Annotated in this window: 19 protein-coding genes; 10 read left to right on the forward strand and 9 right to left on the reverse strand. The window is 65.8% G+C overall.

The features are described 5' to 3' along the window. Window positions 1–100: 100 nt before the first annotated feature. A complete protein-coding gene (locus tag ACX80V_RS14345; protein ID WP_181037246.1) occupies window positions 101–931 on the reverse strand; it encodes an HAD-IIA family hydrolase in 831 nt (276 codons plus the stop codon). A 61-nt stretch (window positions 932–992) separates the two neighbouring features. On the opposite strand from ACX80V_RS14345, the gene ACX80V_RS14350 reads away from it, so the two are divergent. The 4 genes from ACX80V_RS14350 to ACX80V_RS14365 all read left to right on the forward strand — a co-directional run bounded on the left by ACX80V_RS14350 (window position 993) and on the right by ACX80V_RS14365 (window position 4811). After that, a complete protein-coding gene (locus tag ACX80V_RS14350; RefSeq protein ID WP_485843713.1) occupies window positions 993–1676 on the forward strand; it encodes a TrmH family RNA methyltransferase in 684 nt (227 codons plus the stop codon). 222 nt (window positions 1677–1898) lie between these two features. Beyond that, the gene (locus ACX80V_RS14355; RefSeq protein ID WP_485843714.1) at window positions 1899–3155 is read left to right on the forward strand and encodes a lipase family protein; all 1257 of its coding nucleotides are present in this window, start codon (window positions 1899–1901) and stop codon (window positions 3153–3155) included. 211 nt (window positions 3156–3366) lie between these two features. Further along, window positions 3367–4386: a class II fructose-bisphosphate aldolase gene (gene fbaA, locus ACX80V_RS14360; RefSeq protein WP_058930191.1), complete on the forward strand. Its 1020-nt coding sequence runs from the start codon at window positions 3367–3369 to the stop codon at window positions 4384–4386. Window positions 4387–4388: 2 nt separating this feature from the next. Further along, window positions 4389–4811: a DUF3151 domain-containing protein gene (locus ACX80V_RS14365; RefSeq protein WP_252602174.1), complete on the forward strand. Its 423-nt coding sequence runs from the start codon at window positions 4389–4391 to the stop codon at window positions 4809–4811. Window positions 4812–4894: 83 nt separating this feature from the next. On the opposite strand, the gene ACX80V_RS14370 is transcribed toward ACX80V_RS14365, so the two are convergent. Genes ACX80V_RS14370 through ACX80V_RS14380 form a run of 3 tightly spaced genes read right to left on the reverse strand, consistent with a single transcriptional unit; the run spans window position 4895 to window position 7868 of the window. Then, entirely contained in the window at window positions 4895–5719 is an 825-nt protein-coding gene (locus ACX80V_RS14370; RefSeq protein ID WP_485843715.1) for an ABC transporter ATP-binding protein, read from the reverse strand. Then, on the reverse strand, window positions 5716–6765 hold the full coding sequence (gene fepG, locus ACX80V_RS14375; protein WP_485843716.1) for an iron-enterobactin ABC transporter permease: 1050 nt from the start codon (window positions 6763–6765) through the stop codon (window positions 5716–5718). Before fepG ends, ACX80V_RS14370 begins: the two co-directional genes overlap by 4 nt. Next, window positions 6762–7868, reverse strand: coding sequence for an iron chelate uptake ABC transporter family permease subunit (locus tag ACX80V_RS14380; RefSeq protein WP_485843717.1), 1107 nt, complete (start codon window positions 7866–7868; stop codon window positions 6762–6764). The genes fepG and ACX80V_RS14380 overlap by 4 nt, the downstream gene beginning before the upstream one ends. A gap of 87 nt (window positions 7869–7955) precedes the next feature. Here ACX80V_RS14380 and ACX80V_RS14385 point away from each other — a divergent pair, with 87 nt between their 5' ends. Further along, a complete protein-coding gene (locus ACX80V_RS14385; RefSeq protein WP_485843718.1) occupies window positions 7956–9020 on the forward strand; it encodes an ABC transporter substrate-binding protein in 1065 nt (354 codons plus the stop codon). Between the two features lie 143 nt (window positions 9021–9163). Here the strand turns inward: ACX80V_RS14385 and ACX80V_RS14390 are convergent, their stop codons facing one another. Further along, window positions 9164–9793 (reverse strand): uracil-DNA glycosylase family protein, encoded by a 630-nt coding sequence (locus ACX80V_RS14390; protein WP_485843719.1) that lies wholly within the window; start codon window positions 9791–9793, stop codon window positions 9164–9166. A 307-nt stretch (window positions 9794–10100) separates the two neighbouring features. Here ACX80V_RS14390 and ACX80V_RS14395 point away from each other — a divergent pair, with 307 nt between their 5' ends. The 5 genes from ACX80V_RS14395 to ACX80V_RS14415 all read left to right on the forward strand — a co-directional run bounded on the left by ACX80V_RS14395 (window position 10101) and on the right by ACX80V_RS14415 (window position 14944). Continuing rightward, window positions 10101–11165: a M14 family zinc carboxypeptidase gene (locus tag ACX80V_RS14395; RefSeq protein ID WP_485843720.1), complete on the forward strand. Its 1065-nt coding sequence runs from the start codon at window positions 10101–10103 to the stop codon at window positions 11163–11165. 244 nt (window positions 11166–11409) lie between these two features. Continuing rightward, window positions 11410–12699, forward strand: a complete 1290-nt coding sequence (locus ACX80V_RS14400) for an adenylosuccinate synthase (protein ID WP_058932815.1) — start codon at window positions 11410–11412, stop codon at window positions 12697–12699. Window positions 12700–13018: 319 nt separating this feature from the next. Further along, window positions 13019–13357, forward strand: coding sequence for a YegP family protein (locus ACX80V_RS14405; protein WP_485843721.1), 339 nt, complete (start codon window positions 13019–13021; stop codon window positions 13355–13357). Window positions 13358–13613: 256 nt separating this feature from the next. Further along, window positions 13614–14165 carry an RNA polymerase sigma factor gene (locus ACX80V_RS14410; RefSeq protein ID WP_485843722.1) on the forward strand — a complete coding sequence of 184 codons (552 nt, stop codon included), beginning with the start codon at window positions 13614–13616 and terminating at the stop codon, window positions 14163–14165. Beyond that, on the forward strand, window positions 14162–14944 hold the full coding sequence (locus ACX80V_RS14415) for a hypothetical protein (RefSeq protein WP_485843723.1): 783 nt from the start codon (window positions 14162–14164) through the stop codon (window positions 14942–14944). The genes ACX80V_RS14410 and ACX80V_RS14415 overlap by 4 nt, the downstream gene beginning before the upstream one ends. A 28-nt stretch (window positions 14945–14972) precedes the next feature. Here ACX80V_RS14415 and ACX80V_RS14420 read toward each other — a convergent pair whose 3' ends face one another. The 4 genes from ACX80V_RS14420 to acs are packed head-to-tail and all read right to left on the reverse strand — an operon-like array spanning window position 14973 to window position 20249. Then, entirely contained in the window at window positions 14973–15467 is a 495-nt protein-coding gene (locus ACX80V_RS14420; protein WP_485843724.1) for a CoA-binding protein, read from the reverse strand. Next, window positions 15464–16804: an O-acetylhomoserine aminocarboxypropyltransferase/cysteine synthase family protein gene (locus tag ACX80V_RS14425; RefSeq protein ID WP_485843725.1), complete on the reverse strand. Its 1341-nt coding sequence runs from the start codon at window positions 16802–16804 to the stop codon at window positions 15464–15466. Before ACX80V_RS14425 ends, ACX80V_RS14420 begins: the two co-directional genes overlap by 4 nt. After that, window positions 16804–17994 (reverse strand): dimethylsulfone monooxygenase SfnG, encoded by a 1191-nt coding sequence (gene sfnG / locus ACX80V_RS14430; RefSeq protein ID WP_485843726.1) that lies wholly within the window; start codon window positions 17992–17994, stop codon window positions 16804–16806. Before sfnG ends, ACX80V_RS14425 begins: the two co-directional genes overlap by 1 nt. Continuing rightward, entirely contained in the window at window positions 17991–20249 is a 2259-nt protein-coding gene (acs, locus tag ACX80V_RS14435) for an acetate--CoA ligase (RefSeq protein WP_485843727.1), read from the reverse strand. Before acs ends, sfnG begins: the two co-directional genes overlap by 4 nt. Window positions 20250–20277 lie beyond the last annotated feature (28 nt).

Consider the following 20277-nt stretch of genomic DNA (forward strand, 5'->3'; position numbering starts at 1 on the left):
GCTAGATCACGGCCTCAACGAACCATAGAACCACGGCGTCAGCAGGCGACCACAAGCACATTTTCAGCCCGGAACGGGCGTCCCGCAAGGGACAAAAAGGCTAGATCTGGTTCTTCAGGTCGGCCACGGAGTTCAGCACCTGGTTGGGCCGGAACGGATAGGCGGCAATGTCTTCGCGCTGCGTAATGCCGCTGAGGACCAGGACCGTGTGCAGGCCTGCTTCCATGCCGGCGATGATGTCGGTGTCCATCCGGTCCCCGATCATTGCCGTGGTCTCCGAGTGCGCATCGATCTGGTTCATGGCGGACCGGAACATCATGGGATTCGGCTTGCCCACAATGTACGGTTCCCGGCCTGTGGCCTTTGTGATGAGCGCGGCGATCGCGCCCGTCGCGGGCATCGGGCCGTCCTTGGACGGGCCGGTGGCGTCGGGGTTGGTGGCAATGAAGCGGGCCCCGGCCAGGATCAGGCGGATGGCCATGGTGATGGCCTCAAAGGAGTACGTACGGGTTTCGCCGAGCACTACATAGTCCGGGTCCTGGTCGGTGAGGATGAAGCCTGCCTCGTGCAGCGCCGTCGTCAGCCCTGCCTCGCCGATGGTGTAGGCGCGGTTCCCGGAGCCGGAACCCCGCACCTGGTCCTTCAGGAAGGTGGCGGTGGCCAGCGCGGACGTCCAGATGTTCTCCTCGGGGATCTCCAGCCCGGAGGCCCGGAGCCTGGCGGCCAGGTCGCGGGGCGTGAAGATCGAGTTGTTCGTCAGCACGAGGAACCGCTTGGACGTGTCCACCCAGCGCTGGATCAGTTCGGCGGCCCCTGGGACGGCATGGTTTTCGTGGACGAGTACGCCGTCCATGTCTGTCAGCCAGCATTCGATCTCCTGGCCGCTGCGGTAAACCGCCGGTGAACCCTGTACCTGGTCTGCTTCTGCCACGTTTACCTCCGCCGGTGATGAATGCTCCAGTGGTCCAGTCTAGTGTTGAGGGGTGAAACAAATGCCCGGAAACCCAGTCGAACCTCTTCCGATTCCAGCGGAGGAGCCAGCGCCCGAGGAGGCGTCGGAGCCAAAGGCGGAGGTCGGCGTCGGGCCCTGGGAGGGTTCGTGGCCGGAAGGTGACCACTGGGATCCGGACCTGCTCGCCGACGGCGACCGCCGCAACGTGGTGGACCAGTACCGGTACTGGAAGCATGACGCGATCGTGGCGGACCTCGATTCGAAGCGGCACAACTTCCACATCGCCATCGAAAACTGGCAGCACGACCTCAACATCGGCACGGTAGTGCGCACCGCCAACGCGTTCCTCGCCAAGGAAGTCCACATCATCGGACGACGCCGGTGGAACAGGCGCGGGGCGATGGTCACCGACCGTTACCAGCACGTCCGCCACCACCCCACCGTGGAGGACTTTGTGGTGTGGGCGCAGGGGGAGGGGCTCGCGATCATCGGGATCGACATCTTCCCCGACTCCGTGCCCCTGGAGACGTATGAGCTGCCCAAGGACTGCGTCCTGGTGTTCGGCCAGGAAGGGCCCGGACTGACGCCGGAGGTCCACGAGGCGGCCCTTGCAACCCTGTCCATCGAGCAGTTCGGCTCCACCCGCTCCATCAACGCCGCCTCCGCCGCCGCGATCGCCATGCACGCCTGGATCCGCCGGCACGTTTTCAGCCAGCCCGTCTGACCCGCGCCACTTCTGAACCCCGCCGAGATGGCATTTCACGGCAGTCCCGGGCTCCGGCATTGCCGTGAAATGCCATCTCGATGCAGGCGCGGCTGGCCCCGGCGTTGAATTCGAGATGAAACTATCGGTAATCTTCGCGAATCCCTAGGCCCACAAGTTACCCGCCAGTAGCATGTGGCTGGATCACACTCACTGGCGAGTGTGGCACTGACTGGAGGTTCAATGAAGCATCCTTCTGTACGCGTCTGTTCGGCCATTGTGCTGGCCGCGGTTCTCACCTTCGGTTGTGGCGCGGTGGCCCAAGCCGCTCCTGCCCCAGCCACAACACCGGCGACGACGGCCAACCCGCTCGACTTCTACATCACCCCCGCCTCACTTCCGGCCAGCAACGGCGACCTGGTCCGGACGGAGCCGTCTGTCTTCTATGTCGATCCGCTCAAGACCATCCGGGCCCAGGCCTCCGTGCAGCGCATCATGTACCGCTCCGTGAACAGTTCCGGGGTGCCTGTCGCCGTGACCGGCACAGTGCTGGTGCCGTACGCGGCCTGGACCGGGTCCGGCCCGCGTCCGCTGGTCAGCTACGCCGCCGGAACCCAGGGGCAGGGGGACCAATGCGCACCGTCCCGGGCCATGGCTACCGGCGAGGAATACGAGGGGATCTTCATCGCCGGGCTGCTGGCGCGGGGCTACTCCGTAGCGGTGACCGACTATGAGGGTCTCGGCACGGCCGGCAGCCACACCTACATGGCGCGCGAATCGCAGGCGCACGCCGTCCTGGACGCCGCCCGTGCCGCCCAGCGGTTGGGGAACCCGCAGATCGTCCCCGGCGGTCCGGTGGCGCTGGCCGGCTACTCGCAGGGCGGCGGCGCCTCGGCAGCCGCCGTCGAGCTTGCACCCCAATACGCTCCGGAGCTGAACCTCAAGGGCGCGTACGCGGGGGCGGTCCCCGCCGACCTTCCCGCCGTCGGACGAAACCTCGACGGCGGCCTGTACACCGGGTTCCTGCTCTACGCGGTAACGGGCATGGGCGCCGCCGGCGGACTGGACCTGAGCCCGTACCTTAATGCAGCCGGGCTTGCGAAGCTGGCAGCGACAGACAATGAATGCACCGTGCAGTCCATCGTCTCGAGCGGCTTCCTCAACACCGCCCAACTCACGGTGTCCGGGCAGAAGCTGAGCTCCCTGCTGGAGCTCCCCGAGCTAAAAACTGTCGTTGCCGCACAGAAGATTGGCAACGGCCGGGCGCCGCAGGTCCCCGTACTCCTCTCGCACAGCCTGCTCGATGACGTCATCCCCTACGACCAGGGCCGGCAGCTGGCCAAGCGCTGGTGCGGCGCCGGATCGTCGGTGTATTTCGATGTCACGGCCGGGGCCACCCACATTGGCGGCTACGCGGCCGCCATCCCGCAGGCATTCATCTTCCTGGAGCGCCGCTTCTCAAACCGGTCCGCAGTGAGCAACTGCTGGCTGTACGGCTAAACCCCTGCACGAGATGGCATTTCGCGGCAGTCCCGGCCTCCTGCATTGCCGCGAAGTGCCACCTCGGTGCGGTATGTGAGCGTGAGTGTTACCGGCCCGCGTGACCCGAAACACTGCCCCTGCACAGAAATGGCTAGGATGGTGGCTAGCCGTAAGAGGTCTACTCTCCAGGGTCACAACCCATAGACGAAAACTCAGCATAGGAGTCACCATGCCCATTGCAACCCCAGAGATCTACTCCGAGATGATCGACCGCGCCAAGGCCGGAGGCTTTGCGTTCCCGGCCGTCAACGTGACGTCGTCGCAGACCCTGAACGCAGCCATCCGCGGTTTCGCCGAGGCTGAGTCCGATGGCATCATCCAGGTTTCCACCGGTGGCGCAGCGTACTGGTCCGGCGCATCGGTGAAGGACATGGTGGCCGGTTCGCTCGGCTTCGCCGCCTTCGCCCGTGAAGTGGCCAAGAACTACAACGTCAACATCGCCCTCCACACGGACCACTGCCCCAAGGACAAGCTGGACGGCTTTGTCCTGCCGCTGCTGGCAGCGTCCGAGGCCGAGGTCAAGGCCGGCCGCAACCCGATCTTCAACTCGCACATGTGGGACGGCTCGCACGAGGCCCTTGAAGACAACCTGCGCATCGCCCGCGAACTGCTGGAGCGTGCCGCCGCCGCCAAGATCATCCTCGAGGTCGAAATCGGCACTGTCGGTGGCGAGGAAGACGGCGTTGAGAACGAAATCAACGAGAAGCTCTACACCACCACCGAAGACGCCCTGGCCACCATCGAAGCCTTGGGTGCCGGCGAGAACGGCCGCTACCTGACGGCGCTGACGTTCGGCAACGTCCACGGTGTGTACAAGCCCGGCGGCGTGAAGCTGCGCCCGGAGCTGCTCAAGCAGATCCAGGCCGAGGTGGGCGCCAAGATCGGCAAGGAGAACCCGTTCGACCTCGTGTTCCACGGCGGTTCGGGCTCCAGTGACCAGGAAATCGCTGATGCCGTTTCCTACGGTGTGATCAAGATGAACGTCGACACCGACACCCAGTACGCGTTCACCCGCCCGGTGGCCGGCCACATGCTCGCCAACTACGACGGCGTCCTGAAGATCGACGGCGAAATGGGCAACAAGAAGACCTACGATCCCCGCGTCTGGGGCGCTTCAGCCGAGGCCGGCATGGCTGCCCGCATCGTCGAGGCCGCCCGCCAGCTCGGCTCCGTCGGCAAGACGTTCTAGCCATGTCGGACGAGTTCCGCAAGAACCTCATGGGCCCGGAGCCAACCCTCCTGCCTGCCGAGACGGACGTCTACGCGCAGCTGGACGCCGGCGCCGAAGCCCTGGACCTGGTGGAAAAGCACCCCACATCGTCGCTGTTGTGGGCTGTCCTGGCGGAGGAGGCGTGGGCCGAGGGCCGCACCATCGATTCCTACGCCTACTCGCGCGTTGGCTACCACCGCGGGCTGGACTCGCTGCGCCGCAACGGCTGGCGCGGCGTGGGCCCCATCCCGTGGGAGCACGAACCCAACCGCGGCTTCCTGCGGGCGCTCTACTCGCTGGGCCGCGCGTCCGCGGCCATCGGCGAAGCCGAGGAACCGGAACGCATCGAGAAGTTCCTCAACGACTCGGACCCGGCAGCCAAGGCAGCCATCGAGGGTAAGTAGTAGAAGAACGACGGCGGGCGGTCACCTTTTCAGAAAGGTGGCCGCCCGCCGTCGTAATTTCCGGTGGTTGAGCCTGTCGGAACCTAACCGGCCATCTCGGCATGTGCTGGCCGGCCCAGCGGGATGACCAGCGGGGTGAGCGAGACAGGGTCTTCGATGACTCGGCAGGGCAGTCCGAAGACTTCTTCCACCAGTTCCTCGGTAATGACGTCGGCCGGCGCGCCCTCGGCCACCACCCGCCCGTCCTTCATGGCCACGATATTGTCCGCGTAACGGCTGGCGTGGTTGAGGTCGTGGAGTACCGCCACCAGGGTATAGCCACGGGTGCGGTTCAGTTCGCGGAAGAGTTCCAGGAGCTCGATCTGGTGGGCGATGTCCAAGAACGTTGTGGGTTCATCCAGCAGGAGCAGCGGGGTTTCCTGGGCCAGCACCATGGCAACCCAGACGCGCTGCCGCTGCCCGCCGGACAACTCGTCCACCAGCGTGGCGGACAGTGCGGTCACGCCGGTCATGGCCATGGCTTCCGTTACGGCCGCCTCATCCTCCTTGCTCCACTGGCGCAGCAGCTTCTGGTGCGGAAAGCGGCCGCGGGCCACCAGCTCGGCTACGGTGATGCCGTCGGGGGAAATGGAGGACTGCGGCAGCAGGCCCAACGTGCGGGCCAGCTCCTTGGCGGGGATGGCGGAGATGGAGCGGCCGTCGAGGACCACCTCGCCGGCGTGCGGCTTGATCAGGCGGGCCAGGGTTTTCAGCAGCGTCGACTTGCCGCATGCATTCGGTCCCACGATGACGGTGAAGCGGCCGTCGGGGATGGTGAGGGAAAGTTCCTTGCTGACGACCTTCCGGTCATACCCTGCACTGAGCTCGCGGGCCTGCAGTTGCGCGGGAGCCTTGGTGGAGATGCTCACGACTTCCTCGCTTCCCTGGCCAGCAGCCAGATGAGATAAATACCGCCGATGGAGACGGTGACGACGCCCGCGGGCAGTTGAATGGGCGAAAACAGGCGTTGTGCCGCGAAATCGCTGGCTGCCAGGAGCAGCGCCCCGACCAGGGCCGACGGCAGCAGGGCGATACCGGCACTGCCGGTCATCCGGCGGGCCAGCTGCGGGGCGGCCAGCGAAACGAAGGCAATGGGACCGGCGGCTGCGGTCACGGCGGCGGTAAGTCCGACGCCGAGCACCACCAAGGCGATCCGCACCGGTTCGGCGCGAACTCCCAGTGCCTTGGCAGCGTCGTCGCCCAGTTCCAGGGTGCGCATGGAGGGCACCACGAAGACCGAGGCGAGGAGTGCGACGGCGATGACGGCTGCTGCGGGCCAGGCCTGCTCCCAGCTGATGCCGTTGAGGGACCCCGCGCCCCAGACGGCGGCGCTCATGGCCACCTCAAGCTCAGCCTGCAGCACGATCCAGTGATTGACCGAGGCCAGCACCGCGCTGACGCCGATGCCCACGATGATCAGCCGGAAACCCTGGATGCCTCGGCGGTAAGCAAGGAGGTAGACGGCCAGGGCAGTCAACAGCCCGCCGATCAGTGCGCCGCCGGCGATCTGAATGGCACTGCCGCCCATGGTCAGGATCACCAGCAGCGCGCCTGTGTATGCTCCGGTGTTGAATCCGATGATGTCCGGGCTGCCCAGTGGGTTGCGGGTCAGCGACTGGAAAATTCCGCCGCTCACGCCCAGGGCTGCGCCGAACAGCACCGCCATCAGGACACGCGGCAGCCGCCATTCCATAACGACGGTCTGGGCCATGCTTTCCGCTGTCCCGGTGAAGGCGCGCAGGACCTGCTCAACGCTGATTTCCAGTGCGCCGCTGGCGAGGGCCATAACAGATACCGCGATGGTGAGGAGCACGATCGGAATGCCCACGGCAACTGTCCTACGGCTGACGCGGAGGCTGATTCCGCCGCCGGGGGTGCGGATCTGCCAGGCGGCTTTGCCGAAATCGACGCTCACAGTGCACTGGCCTTCCGGCGCCGGGCGAGGGCAACCAGCACCGGTGCGCCGATGAAGGATGTCACGATGCCCACCTGGAGCTCGCCGGGTACCACTACCCGGCCCAGGACATCAGCAACCAGCAGCAGCAGTGGTGAAAGGACCAGGGTGTACGCCATGATCCAGCGCTGGTCCGGCCCGATCAGCCAGCGGGCCACATGCGGAATCATCAGGCCGATGAAGCCGATGGGGCCGGCCGCGGCGGTGGCTGCACCGCTGAGCAAGGTGATGGCGACGAGCCCCAGGATGCGGGTCCGGTTCGAGTTGGCACCCAGCGCGGTGGCCAGTTCGTCGCCCAGAGACACCGCGTTCAGGCCACGGGTGGTGATCACGGCTATCAGCAGGCCCGCCCCGATGAACGGCGCCGCCACCAGGACACTGTCCATGGACCGGCTGTCCAGCGAGCCGATGCTCCAGGACCGCAGCTGGTCGAAGGCCCGTGGGTTAATGAGCGTCAGCCCGGAGGAAATACCTGTCAGCACCGCCCCCAGTGCCACGCCCGCGAGGGTGATCCGCACAGGGTTCACGATGTTCCGGCCGGCGCTGCCTATGAAGTACACAACCGCGGCTGCCAGCACGGCGCCCCCCAGCGCGAACCACACGTATCCGCTCATTGTAGAGACGCCAAAGACGCCTACGGCTATCACAATGGCAAAGGTCGCCCCGGCGTTTACGCCCAGCACGCCAGGGTCCGCGAGCGGGTTGCGTGTGATGGCCTGGATCAGTGCGCCGGCCGCTCCCAGGGCCATCCCGGCAATGATGCCCAGCAACGTCCGCGGCAGGCGGTTCTCCAGGATGATGGCGTGGTCCGCGGTATCTGCATAGGCAAAGAAGGCCTGCAGCACAGACTCCAGCGGAATGGACTTGGCGCCGATGGCGAGGCTGAGCAGCGCGGCGCCGGTGAGGGCACCAACTGCGGCCAGCAGCAGGACCAGCCGCCAGCTGCCCCGCCGGACCGCGCCCGGGCTGAGCGGCACCTCTGCCGGGACGCCAGCCGCGGCGGTGACAGTGAAGTGAGTGCCGGCGTTCGGCCGTGATTCCCCGGGGATGGTGTCTTGTTGCATGGGTATAGGGCGCTCCGGCACGGGTTGGGGACCTTCCGGGCAACGCCCGGATCAAGGATCACATTCTAATTAGGTTATCCTTACTTCGTGAAAATTGACGATTCAGTGACGGAGCGCGACTCCGCACGTACCCCAACCCGCGGACGAAGCACCGGCCTCAAAGTCGCCGGTGCCCTGCTAGTTCTTGGCATGCTGGCCGGCTGTGGCAGTGCCACCACCGCTTCCGGCACCGCCGGCAACGCAGAAGTTGCCACCGGCGGCTCCAAGTTCACCACCGCCGACGCCGAGACTGCCAAGCTGGGCAGCGACGCGGAGGCCGGAGAATTCCCCCGCGTCATCAAGCACGCCAACGGCGAGACCACTCTCGACAAAAAGCCGGAGCGCATCGTAGTCCTGGACACCGGTGAGCTCGACGCCCTGGTCTCCCTGGGCCTCACTCCGGTGGGCATGCCCACCACGGAAGGTGCCAACGCGGTCCCCGGCTACCTGGCTGACAAGGTGGCCGGCGTGGAAACTGTGGGCACTATCCAGGACCTGAACCTCGAGGCGATCGCTGCCCTGAAGCCGGACCTCATCATCGGCAGCAAGCTGCGTGCGGACAAGCTCTACCCGCAGCTTTCCCAGATTGCTCCCACCGTCTTCAGCATCCGACCGGGGTTTCCGTGGAAGGAAAACTTCCTGTTGGCTGGCGAGGCACTGGGCGAGGAGACCAAGGCGGTCGCCGCGCTCAACGCCTACCAGGCCAAGGCCGACGAACTGAAGGCTGCAGTCCCGGACGACCAGAAGGTATCCCTGGTCCGCTTCTTGCCGGGCAAGATCCGCCTCTACGCCAACAAATCGCTCATCGGCGTGATCCTGAAGGACGCCGGCATCGCCCGGCCGGAGAACCAGGACATAGGAGAGCTGGCTGCGGAGATCTCTGCCGAGAACATCGGCGACGCCGATGCCGACTGGATCTTCTACAGCAGCTACGGCGAGCCCTCCGCCACCGGGGAAACCTCTGTGGTTGAAGGCGCCGTCTGGCCCCGCCTCGAGGCCGTCAAGTCCGGCCACGCCAAGGCCGTCAGCGATGACACCTGGTTCCTGGGCCTTGGTCCCACCGGCGCTTCGCTGATCCAGGACGAACTCAAGGACCTGCTTACCGCGGGCTGAGAAGTCAGCGCAAGTACTTAAGGAAGTACGACGGCGGGCGGTCACCTTTAGAAGAAAAGGTGACCGCCCGCCGTCGTTCCCCACCCGCACCCTTGCCTCGCAAGCTCGGCGAGGGAACCCTGCGGGTGTGGGCCCACCGTTTGTTACGCCTTCGCGAGCCCCGTGCGGGCCATGGCGTCGGTGTAGACGACGCGCATTTCCTCGAGGTACTGTTCCTGCCGCGCGGGAGTCCCGGCGAAGGCGCGGCCGCTGAGGGAGCGGACCTTGTAGGTCTTCAGCCCGCGGCGCCAGAGCAGCGGAACTTCGGTCTTCAGCAGCAGGTTGGCCAGGCGGTTGGCTTCGGTGCCGTGGGCCACGATCACCGAGGCGCGGGGGACCACGGCGAGGAACTTCAGCAGCGGCTTGAGGCCGGCGGAAATCTGGTCCGGCGTGAACTTGCCGTTGACCTCGCCGGGGGTGTGCCACGGGTGCACGTTCCACGGCATCACGAACTCCGGGCGCAGGCCCAGCTTCCACTGGATGCCGAGCATGCGGGTGGCGGCGTCTTCGTCGCCGGCGGTGATGAAGCCGGACGGGTCAGCCTCGCCGATGTTGGAGTAGAGGCTGATGATGCGGCACTCGTCCACGTCGTGCATGGGGTCGACGTAGGGGACTTCGGTGTGGGGCTTGACGCTCTGCAGGGAATCGCACAGCTCGTTGACGGCGGCAACGTTGGGCTCGTAGCGGCGGCTCAGGAGCTGTTCACGGAGGGATTCGGGGGCCAGGGCTGTCATATAGTGCAATGTCTCCTGCGGGGCTCGGCGATGCTGCCAATCCGGAAAATGGGCGCGTGATGGGCGCGCCCGTCCGGCGTGGTTTGAAATGTGGTGTGGACCGATTCCTGGTCGATCTCTATCAGTTTAGCAAGCCCCGCGAAATGCGGGGCCGGCCCCAGCCTCCCGTGATAGACGGCACAGGGCGAGCAGACTTTGTCAAGTGAATTGACAGCCTTCGTTTAGCTTGATTGGCTTCTGTGACAGCCTGCAATAAGGACGTTGCGGCTGGTCGCACCCTCCATGCAGTCGAAAGAGGTAACGTACCGTGAACAAAACCCTGGCAACCTTAAGGACCGCGGCCGTATCCGGAGCCCTGGTTCTGGCGGCACTCGCCGCGCCGGCACCGCTGGCCCATGCCGTGGGCGAAGGCCCCAACTATGACGGCAACGGCCAGATCACCACCTCGAAACTGGCAACCTATGACGAGTTGGTCTCCTTCCTGAAGGATCAGGACACCCGCCAGCCAGCCATGGATCTGGAGGTGATCGGCCAGACTGTCAAGGGCCGGGACATCCACCTGGTGAAGTACATTTCGGACCCGGCCAAGCCCACCATCCTGTACCTGACCCAGCAGCACGGAAATGAGCAGCTGACCACCGAGGGTGCCATGGCATTCGTGAAACACCTGGGAACCGGGAAATCGGGGGACATCCTGGACGGAGTGAACATCCTCATCGTTCCCATGCTCAATGCCGACGGCGCGATGGGAGATGTGAACTTCCCGCTGGATGACTACCTGGCCAAGGGCGACCGCCACATGACGCGGTACAACGCCGAGGAGGTGGACCTGAACCGTGACCACGTCGCCAAAATCCAGCCCGAAACCCAGGCGCTCCACACCAACGTCATGCGCAAGTACAGCATTGACTACATGATCGACCTGCACCACCAGGGCACCCGGAGTGAACGCGACGGAAAGCTGGTCTCCGGGTCCATCCTGTACCCCACCACGCCCAGCGCCGATCCGGCTGTTGTAAAAAAGTCCAAGCAGCTGGGCGCCGTGGTCTTTAACAACGTCGACTCCACAGGCTGGGGCCACTTGGGCAAGTATGTGGGCGGCAGCGCCGAGACCATCAGCCGCAACGGCATCGCAGTGGAGTACGGGATCGCCACCCTGCTCTTCGAAATGCGTGGCATGTCTGATCACTATCTGGACGGCTACGCCCTCGGGCTCCGCAGCAACGGTTACCTGATCCAGCAGACAGTGACCACGCTGACGGCCACTGCGGCGGCCATCGCTGACGGTTCGATTGCCGACGCCGATACGTCCTTCTGGGACAGCCTGGACACCCAGACGTCCCGTCCCGGCGAGGAAGCTGACGACGAGTAGTAGACCGCGGGAAGTCTGCCCGTGGTCCTTTGCCGCGCGCGAAGGGCCACGGGCGCCCTATTGAGTGGACAAAGTCCGTGATCGGCTAAACTTGGGTGGTAAGAGCCCCGGACTCTTGCGTGGTTGGCCGCCGTAGCGGTCCGGCCAGGCTATGGCCTTCGGGGCATTCTCATGAACGGCGCTACGCAGGCCTGCCATTTCGGTGGACGGACCTGTGCGGCCCGAACGAATGGGGGAGGATCCCATGCCAGCAATCGTGATCGTAGGAGCCCAGTGGGGCGACGAAGGAAAAGGCAAGGCCACCGATCTTCTGGGCGGCCGCGTTGACTACGTCGTAAAGCCCAACGGCGGCAACAATGCCGGGCACACCGTCGTCGTAGGCGGTGAGAAGTATGAGCTCAAACTCCTTCCGGCCGGCATTTTGAGCCCCAACGCGATTCCGATCATCGGCAACGGCTGCGTGGTGAACCTCGAGGCCCTGTTCCAGGAGATCGAAGGCCTGCAGGCCCGTGGCGCGGACACATCCAAGCTGCGCATCTCCGCCAACGCGCACCTCGTGGCGCCCTACCACCAGGTCCTGGACAAGGTCACCGAGCGTTTCCTCGGCAGCCGCGCCATCGGCACCACCGGCCGCGGCATCGGCCCCGCCTACATGGACAAGGTGGCCCGCCTGGGCATCCGCGTCCAGGACGTCTTCGACGAGTCCATCCTCCGCCAGAAGGTGGAAGGATCCCTGCGCCAGAAGAACGAACTCCTGGTCAAGGTCTACAACCGCCGCGACATTGTGGTGGACGAGATCGTGGACTACTTCCTGGCTTTCGCCGAGCGCCTGCGCCCGCTGGTCATCGACAGCACCCTGGTCCTCAACAACGCCCTGGACGAGGGCAAGGTTGTGCTTATGGAAGGCGGCCAGGCCACGTTCCTGGACGTGGACCATGGCACCTACCCGTTCGTGACCTCCTCCAACCCGACAGCCGGCGGCGCGTCCGTTGGCTCGGGCATCGGCCCCACCCGGATCTCCCGCTCCATCGGCATCATCAAGGCCTACACCACCCGTGTTGGCGCCGGACCGTTCCCCACCGAACTGTTCGACGAGATGGGCATGTACCTGCAGAAGACCGGTGGCGAGTTCGGCGTAAACACGGGCCGCCCGCGCCGCTGCGGCTGGTACGACGCCGTCCTGGCCCGCCACGCTTCCCGCGTGAACGGCTTCACGGACTACTTCGTCACCAAGCTGGACGTCCTCACGGGCATCGAGCAGATCCCGGTCTGCGTTGCCTACGACGTCGACGGTGTACGGCACGACGAAATGCCCATGACACAGACCGAGTTCCACCACGCAGTGCCCATTTTTGAGTACTTCGAGGGCTGGACCGAGGACATCACCGGCGCCCGCACGCTGGAGGACCTCCCGGAGAACGCCCGCAACTACGTGCTGGCCCTCGAAAAGCTCTCCGGCACGCGCTTCTCCGCGATCGGCGTCGGCCCGGACCGCGACCAGACCATCGTGGTCCACGATCTGATCAACGACTGACAGCCCGTAAGGCACGACGACGGCGGGTCACCCTGGTGGGTGGCCCGCCTTTGTCGTCTGCTGGCCCAAGTCAATCGCAGTTACCGTTCTCAAAAGCGGTTTTCGCGACGTTAACTGCCAGTCACTTGGGAATTTACGCAGGGTTTACGCGGCCGGTCTTGTGAGGCTATACGCGAGCCGGACAGACTCTTAAGCACACCCTGAACTGATCAGCAGATCATTCCACCAGACCCGTAGGTACCGGACGCAGCGATGCTTCCGGGACCGCCCGTGGCGAAGATGCCGCCCGGACGGGACCCGCAGACCGGAAGGATTTACCATGGCCGGGAAGTTTGAAGTTTTCTTGGACTCGGATTCACGGTTCAGGTTCCGCCTCAAGGCACCGGATGGCACTGTGGTGGCCGTATCCGGGGCCTTCGAGGATAAGTCCGCAGTGGCTGCAGGGATCGCCGCCGTCCGTGAGTGCGCCGGGACAGGGCTGGTCACCGACCTCTGCCCCGCCGCCAAGGTTGCACCGCCGGCCCCAGCGCCCGCTGTGGTGGTCGCCGCCCAACTCCAGCCGGACTGTGGGGACCAGCGCGTTCACGCCGCTAGGGCTCACACGTTTGTTATTGCCAAGACACCGCGCGGGAGGGTGACTGCGCAGAGCTGGGCGTGAGCCGCGCCGGACGTAGGCGGCGCAAGAATCCCCCGACGTCACGGTCCCGGAAAGTTTTTTGTCCGACCGAGTAACCCCTGCGGTGCCTAGAGCGATTACCCCTATGAAGCGCCGGTCTGGAACTTGTCCCCCATCATGTTCCAGGCCGGCTCTTTTGTTACCGGAGGGTAAAGTTAGCTGGCGAGGGCATTCCGCGGATGACGTGCGGGCCCTTCGCCGCGCAAGCCCAGTCCCCTCCACCGAAGGCCCTGTGTCCGTGACCGATGCACTGACAGACGACGTTCTGCGTGCGCGCGCCCGCGATCCGGAGCTCTTCAGCATCGTGTACCGAACCTACGCGCCACAGGTCCTGGGCTACCTCACAGCCCGCGGGGTAGAAGATCCGGAGGCGGTTATGCAGGAAGTCTTCATCACCGTCCTGCCACGGCTGCAGAAGGTTACCGGCGGCGTGGCCGGGCTGCGCACGTTTGTCTTCTCCGTGGCGCACGCCAGGATGGTGGACGATCACCGGAGACAGCAGCGCACCCCCAGTAAACTCCCGTTCGAACCGGACCTTGACGGACGCGAGGAGTCCTCGGCCGAGGCTGAAGTGCTACAGCGGATTTCCCCGCAGGAGGTCGCGGATCTCCTCAACGAATTGCCGGATGAACAGCGGGAAGTGCTGTCGTTACGCCTCGTCGCGGGCCTCACTGTGGACCAGGTGGCCGCTGTGATGGGCAAGAGTGCCGGCGCCGTCAAACAGCTCCAGCGCCGTGCATTGATCCGGCTGCGCGAGCAGTCCGCAGTGAAGGAGTACGTGGCGCCATGACCTCCAATGCCAGCTCCCTGATCCGGACCATTGATGAAATGCTCCTTGACGCCGGTGTGGACGATGCCGCCGGCCTCCGCGAAACCCTTCTCGCGGTGGGCTCCCTAGGCTCCCTGCCTGCACCCGAGCCCGGCCATGAACTGGCGGCACTCCTGTCTGGCCAGACCCACCAGCTCGCCCGGCACCGGCTCCTCCGGAAGCACCGGACCACTGTTGTGGGCCTTGCCGTCATCGCGGGGATGGGGCTGGGCGTCACCGGGGTGGCCGCCACCGGCACCGCGCCGGACGCGCAGGCCAGCAGGTCCATCCAGCAGTTGTTGCAGGACTGGGCTCCTGGCTGGTCCATCGCAGGGACTCCCGCCGCCAGCGGGACAGCCGCAAATCCGGCGGAGGCGCAGTTGCCCGCGGAGCCGGCAACCCGCGACGACGCAGCGCCGGCACAGCCCCAAACTGTTGAACGGGAAACTGCCCCGCCGGCGAACGGTCCGGAAGACGCAGGCCAGAACCGGGGCGCGGAGCCAGCCGGCCGCGGCAACGGTACGTCGTCCGGCAAGTCAAGGACGGACGACGGCGGCGCGCCGGGGAACGCTGCGGGCGTCACCCGTGACGCCGCTGCCGAACTCGACAAGGCCGGAAAGCTGGTTGCCGGTACCCTGGCCGAAGCCGCCGCGGCGGGGGAGTCCCTGACGTCAGCCATCGTCCCTCCGGCACTGACAGAAAAAACCGGGGCCGGCAATGCCGGACCCGGTTCAATCTGGCTGAAGAAGTTCACCCGCTAATCAGGTTTGCTTCAGGAAGCACCTTCCGTCAGGAAAGCAGCTGCCGCTTGGAGGAGATCACGCCGGTGTCGAAGCCGGCCAGGTGCAGCCCGCCGTGGAACCGGGCATGCTCGATCTTCACGCAGCGGTCCATCACCACGTTGAGCCCGGCGTCTTCCGCGTCCGTGGCCACGTCCTCATGCCAGGAGCCGAGCTGCAGCCAGAGGGTTTTGGCGCCGGCCGCGATGGCTTCGTCCAGGACACCCGGGAGGTCATCGTGCTTGCGGAACACATCCACGATGTCCGGGCTTTCGGGAAGATCGGCCAGTGAGGCGTAGGTCGGTTCACCAAGTATCTCCTTGACCACGGGGTTCACGAAGTACACCTTGTACCGCGTGGACGACTGCAGGTACGTCGCCACAAAATAGCTGGCCCGGGACGGCTTGTCCGAGGCGCCCACGATCGCAATCGAGGTGGCTGCCCGCAGCAGGTTCAGGCGCTCCGGAGCGGAAGGTCCGGTCCAGGTACGTCCGCTGCTGCTCATACGTTCGCTCCAACCGTGCAGGAATCCACGGTCTCGACGAACTCGACCGCCGGTTCCGACGCAGCGTCCAGTGCCTGGTCCAGGTCCCACAGGATGTCGTCGATGTCCTCCAGTCCCACGGAAATGCGGACCAGGTCCTCGGGAACGCCCGCCGACTCCAGCTGGACCGGGCTCAGCTGCTGGTGCGTGGTGGAACCCGGGTGTATCACCAGGGTGCGGGAATCGCCAACATTGGCCAGATGTGAGGCCAGCTGCAGGGATTCGATGAACTTCTGCCCGGCTGTGCGGCCGCCCTTCACCCCGAAGGAGAACACAGAGCCGGGGCCCAGCGGCAGATACTTCTTCGCGCGCTCATAATGTGGGTGCGAGGGAAGCCCGGAGAAGTTGACGTAGGCCACGCGGGGATCGGCCTCGAGCCATTCGGCCACGGCCTGGGCGTTTTTCAGGTGCTCGTCCAGGCGCTGCGGCAGGGTTTCCACGCCCTGCAACAGCTGGAACGCCGAGAGCGGGGAAAGTGCCGGGCCGATGTCCCGCAGCTGTTCGCAGCGCAGCTTGGTGAGGAAGCCGTACTCGCCGAAGTTGCCCCACCAGGAGACATTTCCGTAGGACGCCACCGGCTCGGTCATGGTGGGGAACTTGCCGTTGCCCCAATCAAACCGGCCGCTTTCCACAATCACGCCACCCAGGGTGGTGCCGTGCCCGCCGAGGAACTTGGTGGCGGAGTGGATGACGATGTCGGCGCCGTGTTCGATCGGGCGCACCAGGTACGGCGTGCTCAAGGTGGCGTCGACCACGAGGGGGACGCCGGCGTCGTGCGCTACCTTCGCGAGGGCCGCCAGGTCCTGGACTTCCGACGACGGGTTGGCCACCACCTCGACGAAGATCGCCTTGGTGTTTTCCTGGACCGCCGCGGCATAGTCCGCGGGGTCGGTGCCGGGGACGAACGTGGTGTCCACGCCGAAGCGGCGGAGGGTCACGTCCAGCTGGGTGACGGTGCCGCCGTAGAGCTGGGATGCCGCCACGATGTGGTCGCCGGACTGCGTCAGTGCGGCGAAGGTGATGAACTCCGCGGCCATGCCCGACGACGTCGCCACCGCACCGATGCCGCCTTCCAGCGAGGCGATGCGCTCTTCGAACGCTGCCACGGTGGGGTTGCCGATGCGGGAGTAGATGTTGCCGTACTTCTGCAGCGCGAAGAGGTTGGCGGCATCCTGGGTGTCCTTGAACACGAAGGACGTGGTCTGGTAGATGGGCACAGCGCGGGCGCCGTGCTCGGCGTCGGGCGTGCCGCCGGCGTGCAGCGCGCGGGTGCGGAAACCGAACTTGCGGTCAGCCATCAGACAGCCACCGACTCGGCGACAGGTGTGTTGGAGAGATCCAGTTCGGTGCCGTTTTTGCGGGCCAGGTCGGCTTCGAGTTCGCGGACGATCGGCAGGATGTCTTGGCCGAAGGCGGCGACTTCCTCCTGGAAGTGCAGGTAGCCGGTGAGGAAGAGGTTCACGCCGATCTTCTTGTATGCCACGATCCGCTCGGCGATCTGCTCCGGGGTGCCGATCAGCTGGGTCTTGAAGCCGTCGTTGTACTGGACCAGGTCCTCGAAGCTGGAGTCGGCCCACATGCCCTTGCCGTCCTTGGTGGACGCGCCGGCTTCCTGGACGGCTTCACGGAAGCCCTGGACGGCAGGCTTGTGTGCCTTCGCAACGATTTCGCGCAGCGTATCGCGGGCTTCCTTCTCGGAATCACGGGCGATCACAAAGCCGTTGAGGCCGAACCGGGGAGCGGCGAGAGCACCTTCGGTGCCGCGGCCGGTTTCGCCGGACGCTGCCACAACGCCGGCGATGTTCTCCTTGAAGCCTTCCAGGTCCTTGCCGTTGGAGAAGTACCAGTCGGCCACGCGGCCCGCGGTGGCCTGTGCCGCCGTCGAGTTTCCGCCGAAGAAGACCTCCGGGTGTGCACGGCCAGGAACGTCCACGGGGGCCGGGTTCAGGGTGAAATCGGTGATGTTGTAGTACTTGCCGGCCTGGCTGTATTCCTGCTCGGTCCACAGCCCGCGCAGCACCCTGATGAATTCCTCGGTGCGGACGTAGCGTTCGTCGTGCTCCAGCCAGTCGAGGCCGAAGTTGGTGAATTCGTTCTTGAGCCAGCCGGAGACGATGTTGACGGCGGAGCGGCCGTTGGAGATGTGGTCGGCGGTGATGATGTATTTGGCCAGCACGCCGGGGTGCCACATGCCCGGGTGGACGGCGGCGATGACCTTGAGGCGTTCGGTGGCGGCGAGCAGGGCAAGGCTGAAGGACGTGGCCTCGTGCTGCTTGTCGGCCCCGTAGGACGCGGCGTACCGGGTCTGCGTCAGGGCGTATTCGAAACCTGAGTTCTCGGCGATCTGCGCGAGCTTCTTGTTGTAGTCAAAGTCCCAGCCGGTGCGCTGTTCGATGGTGGAGACCACCAGGCCGCCGGAAACATTCGGTACCCAGTACGCGAACTTGAGCGGCTCTGAAAGGCGGGCAACGTTGCTGATGTCTGTCATGAGTTTTCCTTTGCTAGGGCCCGCTCGCGCAGGACGTCCTGGATTCCGGCGATCGCCGGTTCGTTTTGGAGCGAGGTGGTGTCGCCCAGGGCGGTCCCCTCGAATAGTTGGGTGAGGAGCCGGCGCATGATCTTGCCGCTGCGCGTCTTCGGTACGTCAGGAACGACGACGACGTCGCGCGGCTTCGCGATGGGGCCGATCGCCTTCGCAACGTGGTTGCGGAGCTCCTCGGCAAATGCGTCTGGGCCCACGACCGCAGGGTTCCCTGCCTGAGCTTGCGAGGGGAGGGGGCGGGTGGGGCGCACAACAAAAGCGACAATCGCGTGCCCGGTCTTGGGATCGGCGACCGGACAGACGCCAGCCTCCACCACGTCCGGGTGGGACACCAGCGCTGACTCGATCTCGATGGTGGACAGCAGGTGGCCGGAGACGTTGAGGGTGTCGTCCACGCGGCCCAGGATCCAGATGTCGCCGTCGGCGTCGTACTTCGCGCCGTCGCCGGCCAGGAACCAGCCCTGCTCCACGTACTGGCTCCAGTAGGAGTCATAGTAGCGGCGGGCGTTGCCCCAGACGGTGCGCGCAATGGCGGGCCCGGGGGTGTCCACCACAATGAATCCCTGGACGCCCGGCGGCACTGTATTGCCGGCGTCGTCCACGATCCTGGTACTGACGCCCGGCAGCGGGCGGGCGGCGCAGCCCGGCTTGAACTCGGTGTCCGTGGGGGCGGGGGAGAGGATGGTGGCGCCGGTCTCGGACTGCCACCATGTGTCCACCACGGGTGCGGTGCCGGCGCCGACGTTCTGGCGCAGCCAGCGCCAGGCCTCGGGGTTCACGGCTTCGCCCACGGTGCCGAGCAGCCGGATGGAGGAGAGGTCGTAGCTGTCCGGAACGCCGTCCGGGAACCAGCCCATCAGGGAGCGGACCAGGGTGGGCGCGGTGTAGTACTGCGTGACGCCGTAGCGTTCGATGATCTCGAAGTGGCGGCCCGGGTGCGGGGTGTTGGGCGTGCCTTCGAAGATCACCTGGGTGGCGCTGTTGGAGAGCGGGCCGTAGATCTCGTAGGTGTGCGCCGTGACCCAGGCGAGGTCCGCGGTGCACCAGTGCACGTCCTGGTCGCGGAGTGCGGGGTCCGGGTTGCTGAAGAGGTGTTCGAAGCTCCAGGACGCCTGGGTCAGGTACCCGCCGGAGGTGTGGACCAGGCCCTTGGGCTTACCGGTGGTCCCGGAGGTGTACATGATGAACAGGGGCGTTTCGGCGTCGAACGCCTCCGGTTCGTGGACGTCCGCGGCGCTCCCGACGGCGTCATGCCACCACACGTCGCGGCCTTCAGTCATGGGGACGGCGGCCAGGTCCTCCGGCGCCGTGGTGCGGTTGACGACGAGCACGTGCTCGATCGCGTTGTCCCCGGCGACGGCACCGTCCGCGTTGTCCTTGACGGGCACGGCGACACCGCGGCGGAACTGGCCGTCCGTGGTCACCAGGAGTTTGGCCCCCGTGTCCTCGACGCGGAACTTCAGGGCTTCGGCGGAGAAACCACCGAAAACGAGCGAGTGGATGGCGCCGATGCGGGCCACTGCGAGGGTGATGATGACGGTTTCGGGGATGACCGGCAGGTAGATGACCACGCGGTCGCCCTTGGTGATGCCCAGGGCCAGCAGCGCGTTGGCAGCCTTGGAGACTTCGCGCTGCAGCTCCGCGTACGTGACGGTGCGGCGGTCGCCGGGCTCGCCTTCGAAGTGGAGGGCAACCTTGTCGCCCCTGCCGGCCTCCACATGGCGGTCCACGCAGTTGTAGGCGACGTTGAGCTTGCCGCCCTCAAACCACGTGATCTCCGGGCCTTTTCCGGCCGCGGCGTCGGCCGGGACCCGGCGGTGGGCCGTGTGCCACGGTTTGCCGCCGGAGATTCCTGCGGGCTGGGCCCAGTCCAGGCGGAGGGCCTGCTGTTCCCAAAATGCCACATTGTCCGGCTGGGCTGCTTCATGCTCCGCCGTGTGCTGCGCGGCGGTGGTGCTGCTGGTTGTGCTGCCGTGACGGGCCGGCCCGCCGGACGGTGCGCCGTGCACAGCGTCGTCCTGCAGCCCGGTCGAGGACCATCCCGATGGGCTGTTGGTGGGGCCGGCCGCGTCACGCAGCCCTGCTTCGATCGCCGTCGCGTTCGAAGTGGATTGGAGAGAGTCCGTTGCGGCGGCCGCTGCTGCGGCGCTGACGGGACTCAGGGTGGATAAAGGCGTGGCAGAGGATAAATCTGATGTCATAGATGTGCTCCATCGATCCTGGCGGTAG

The sequence above is a fragment of the Pseudarthrobacter arbutini genome, assembly GCF_054510915.1.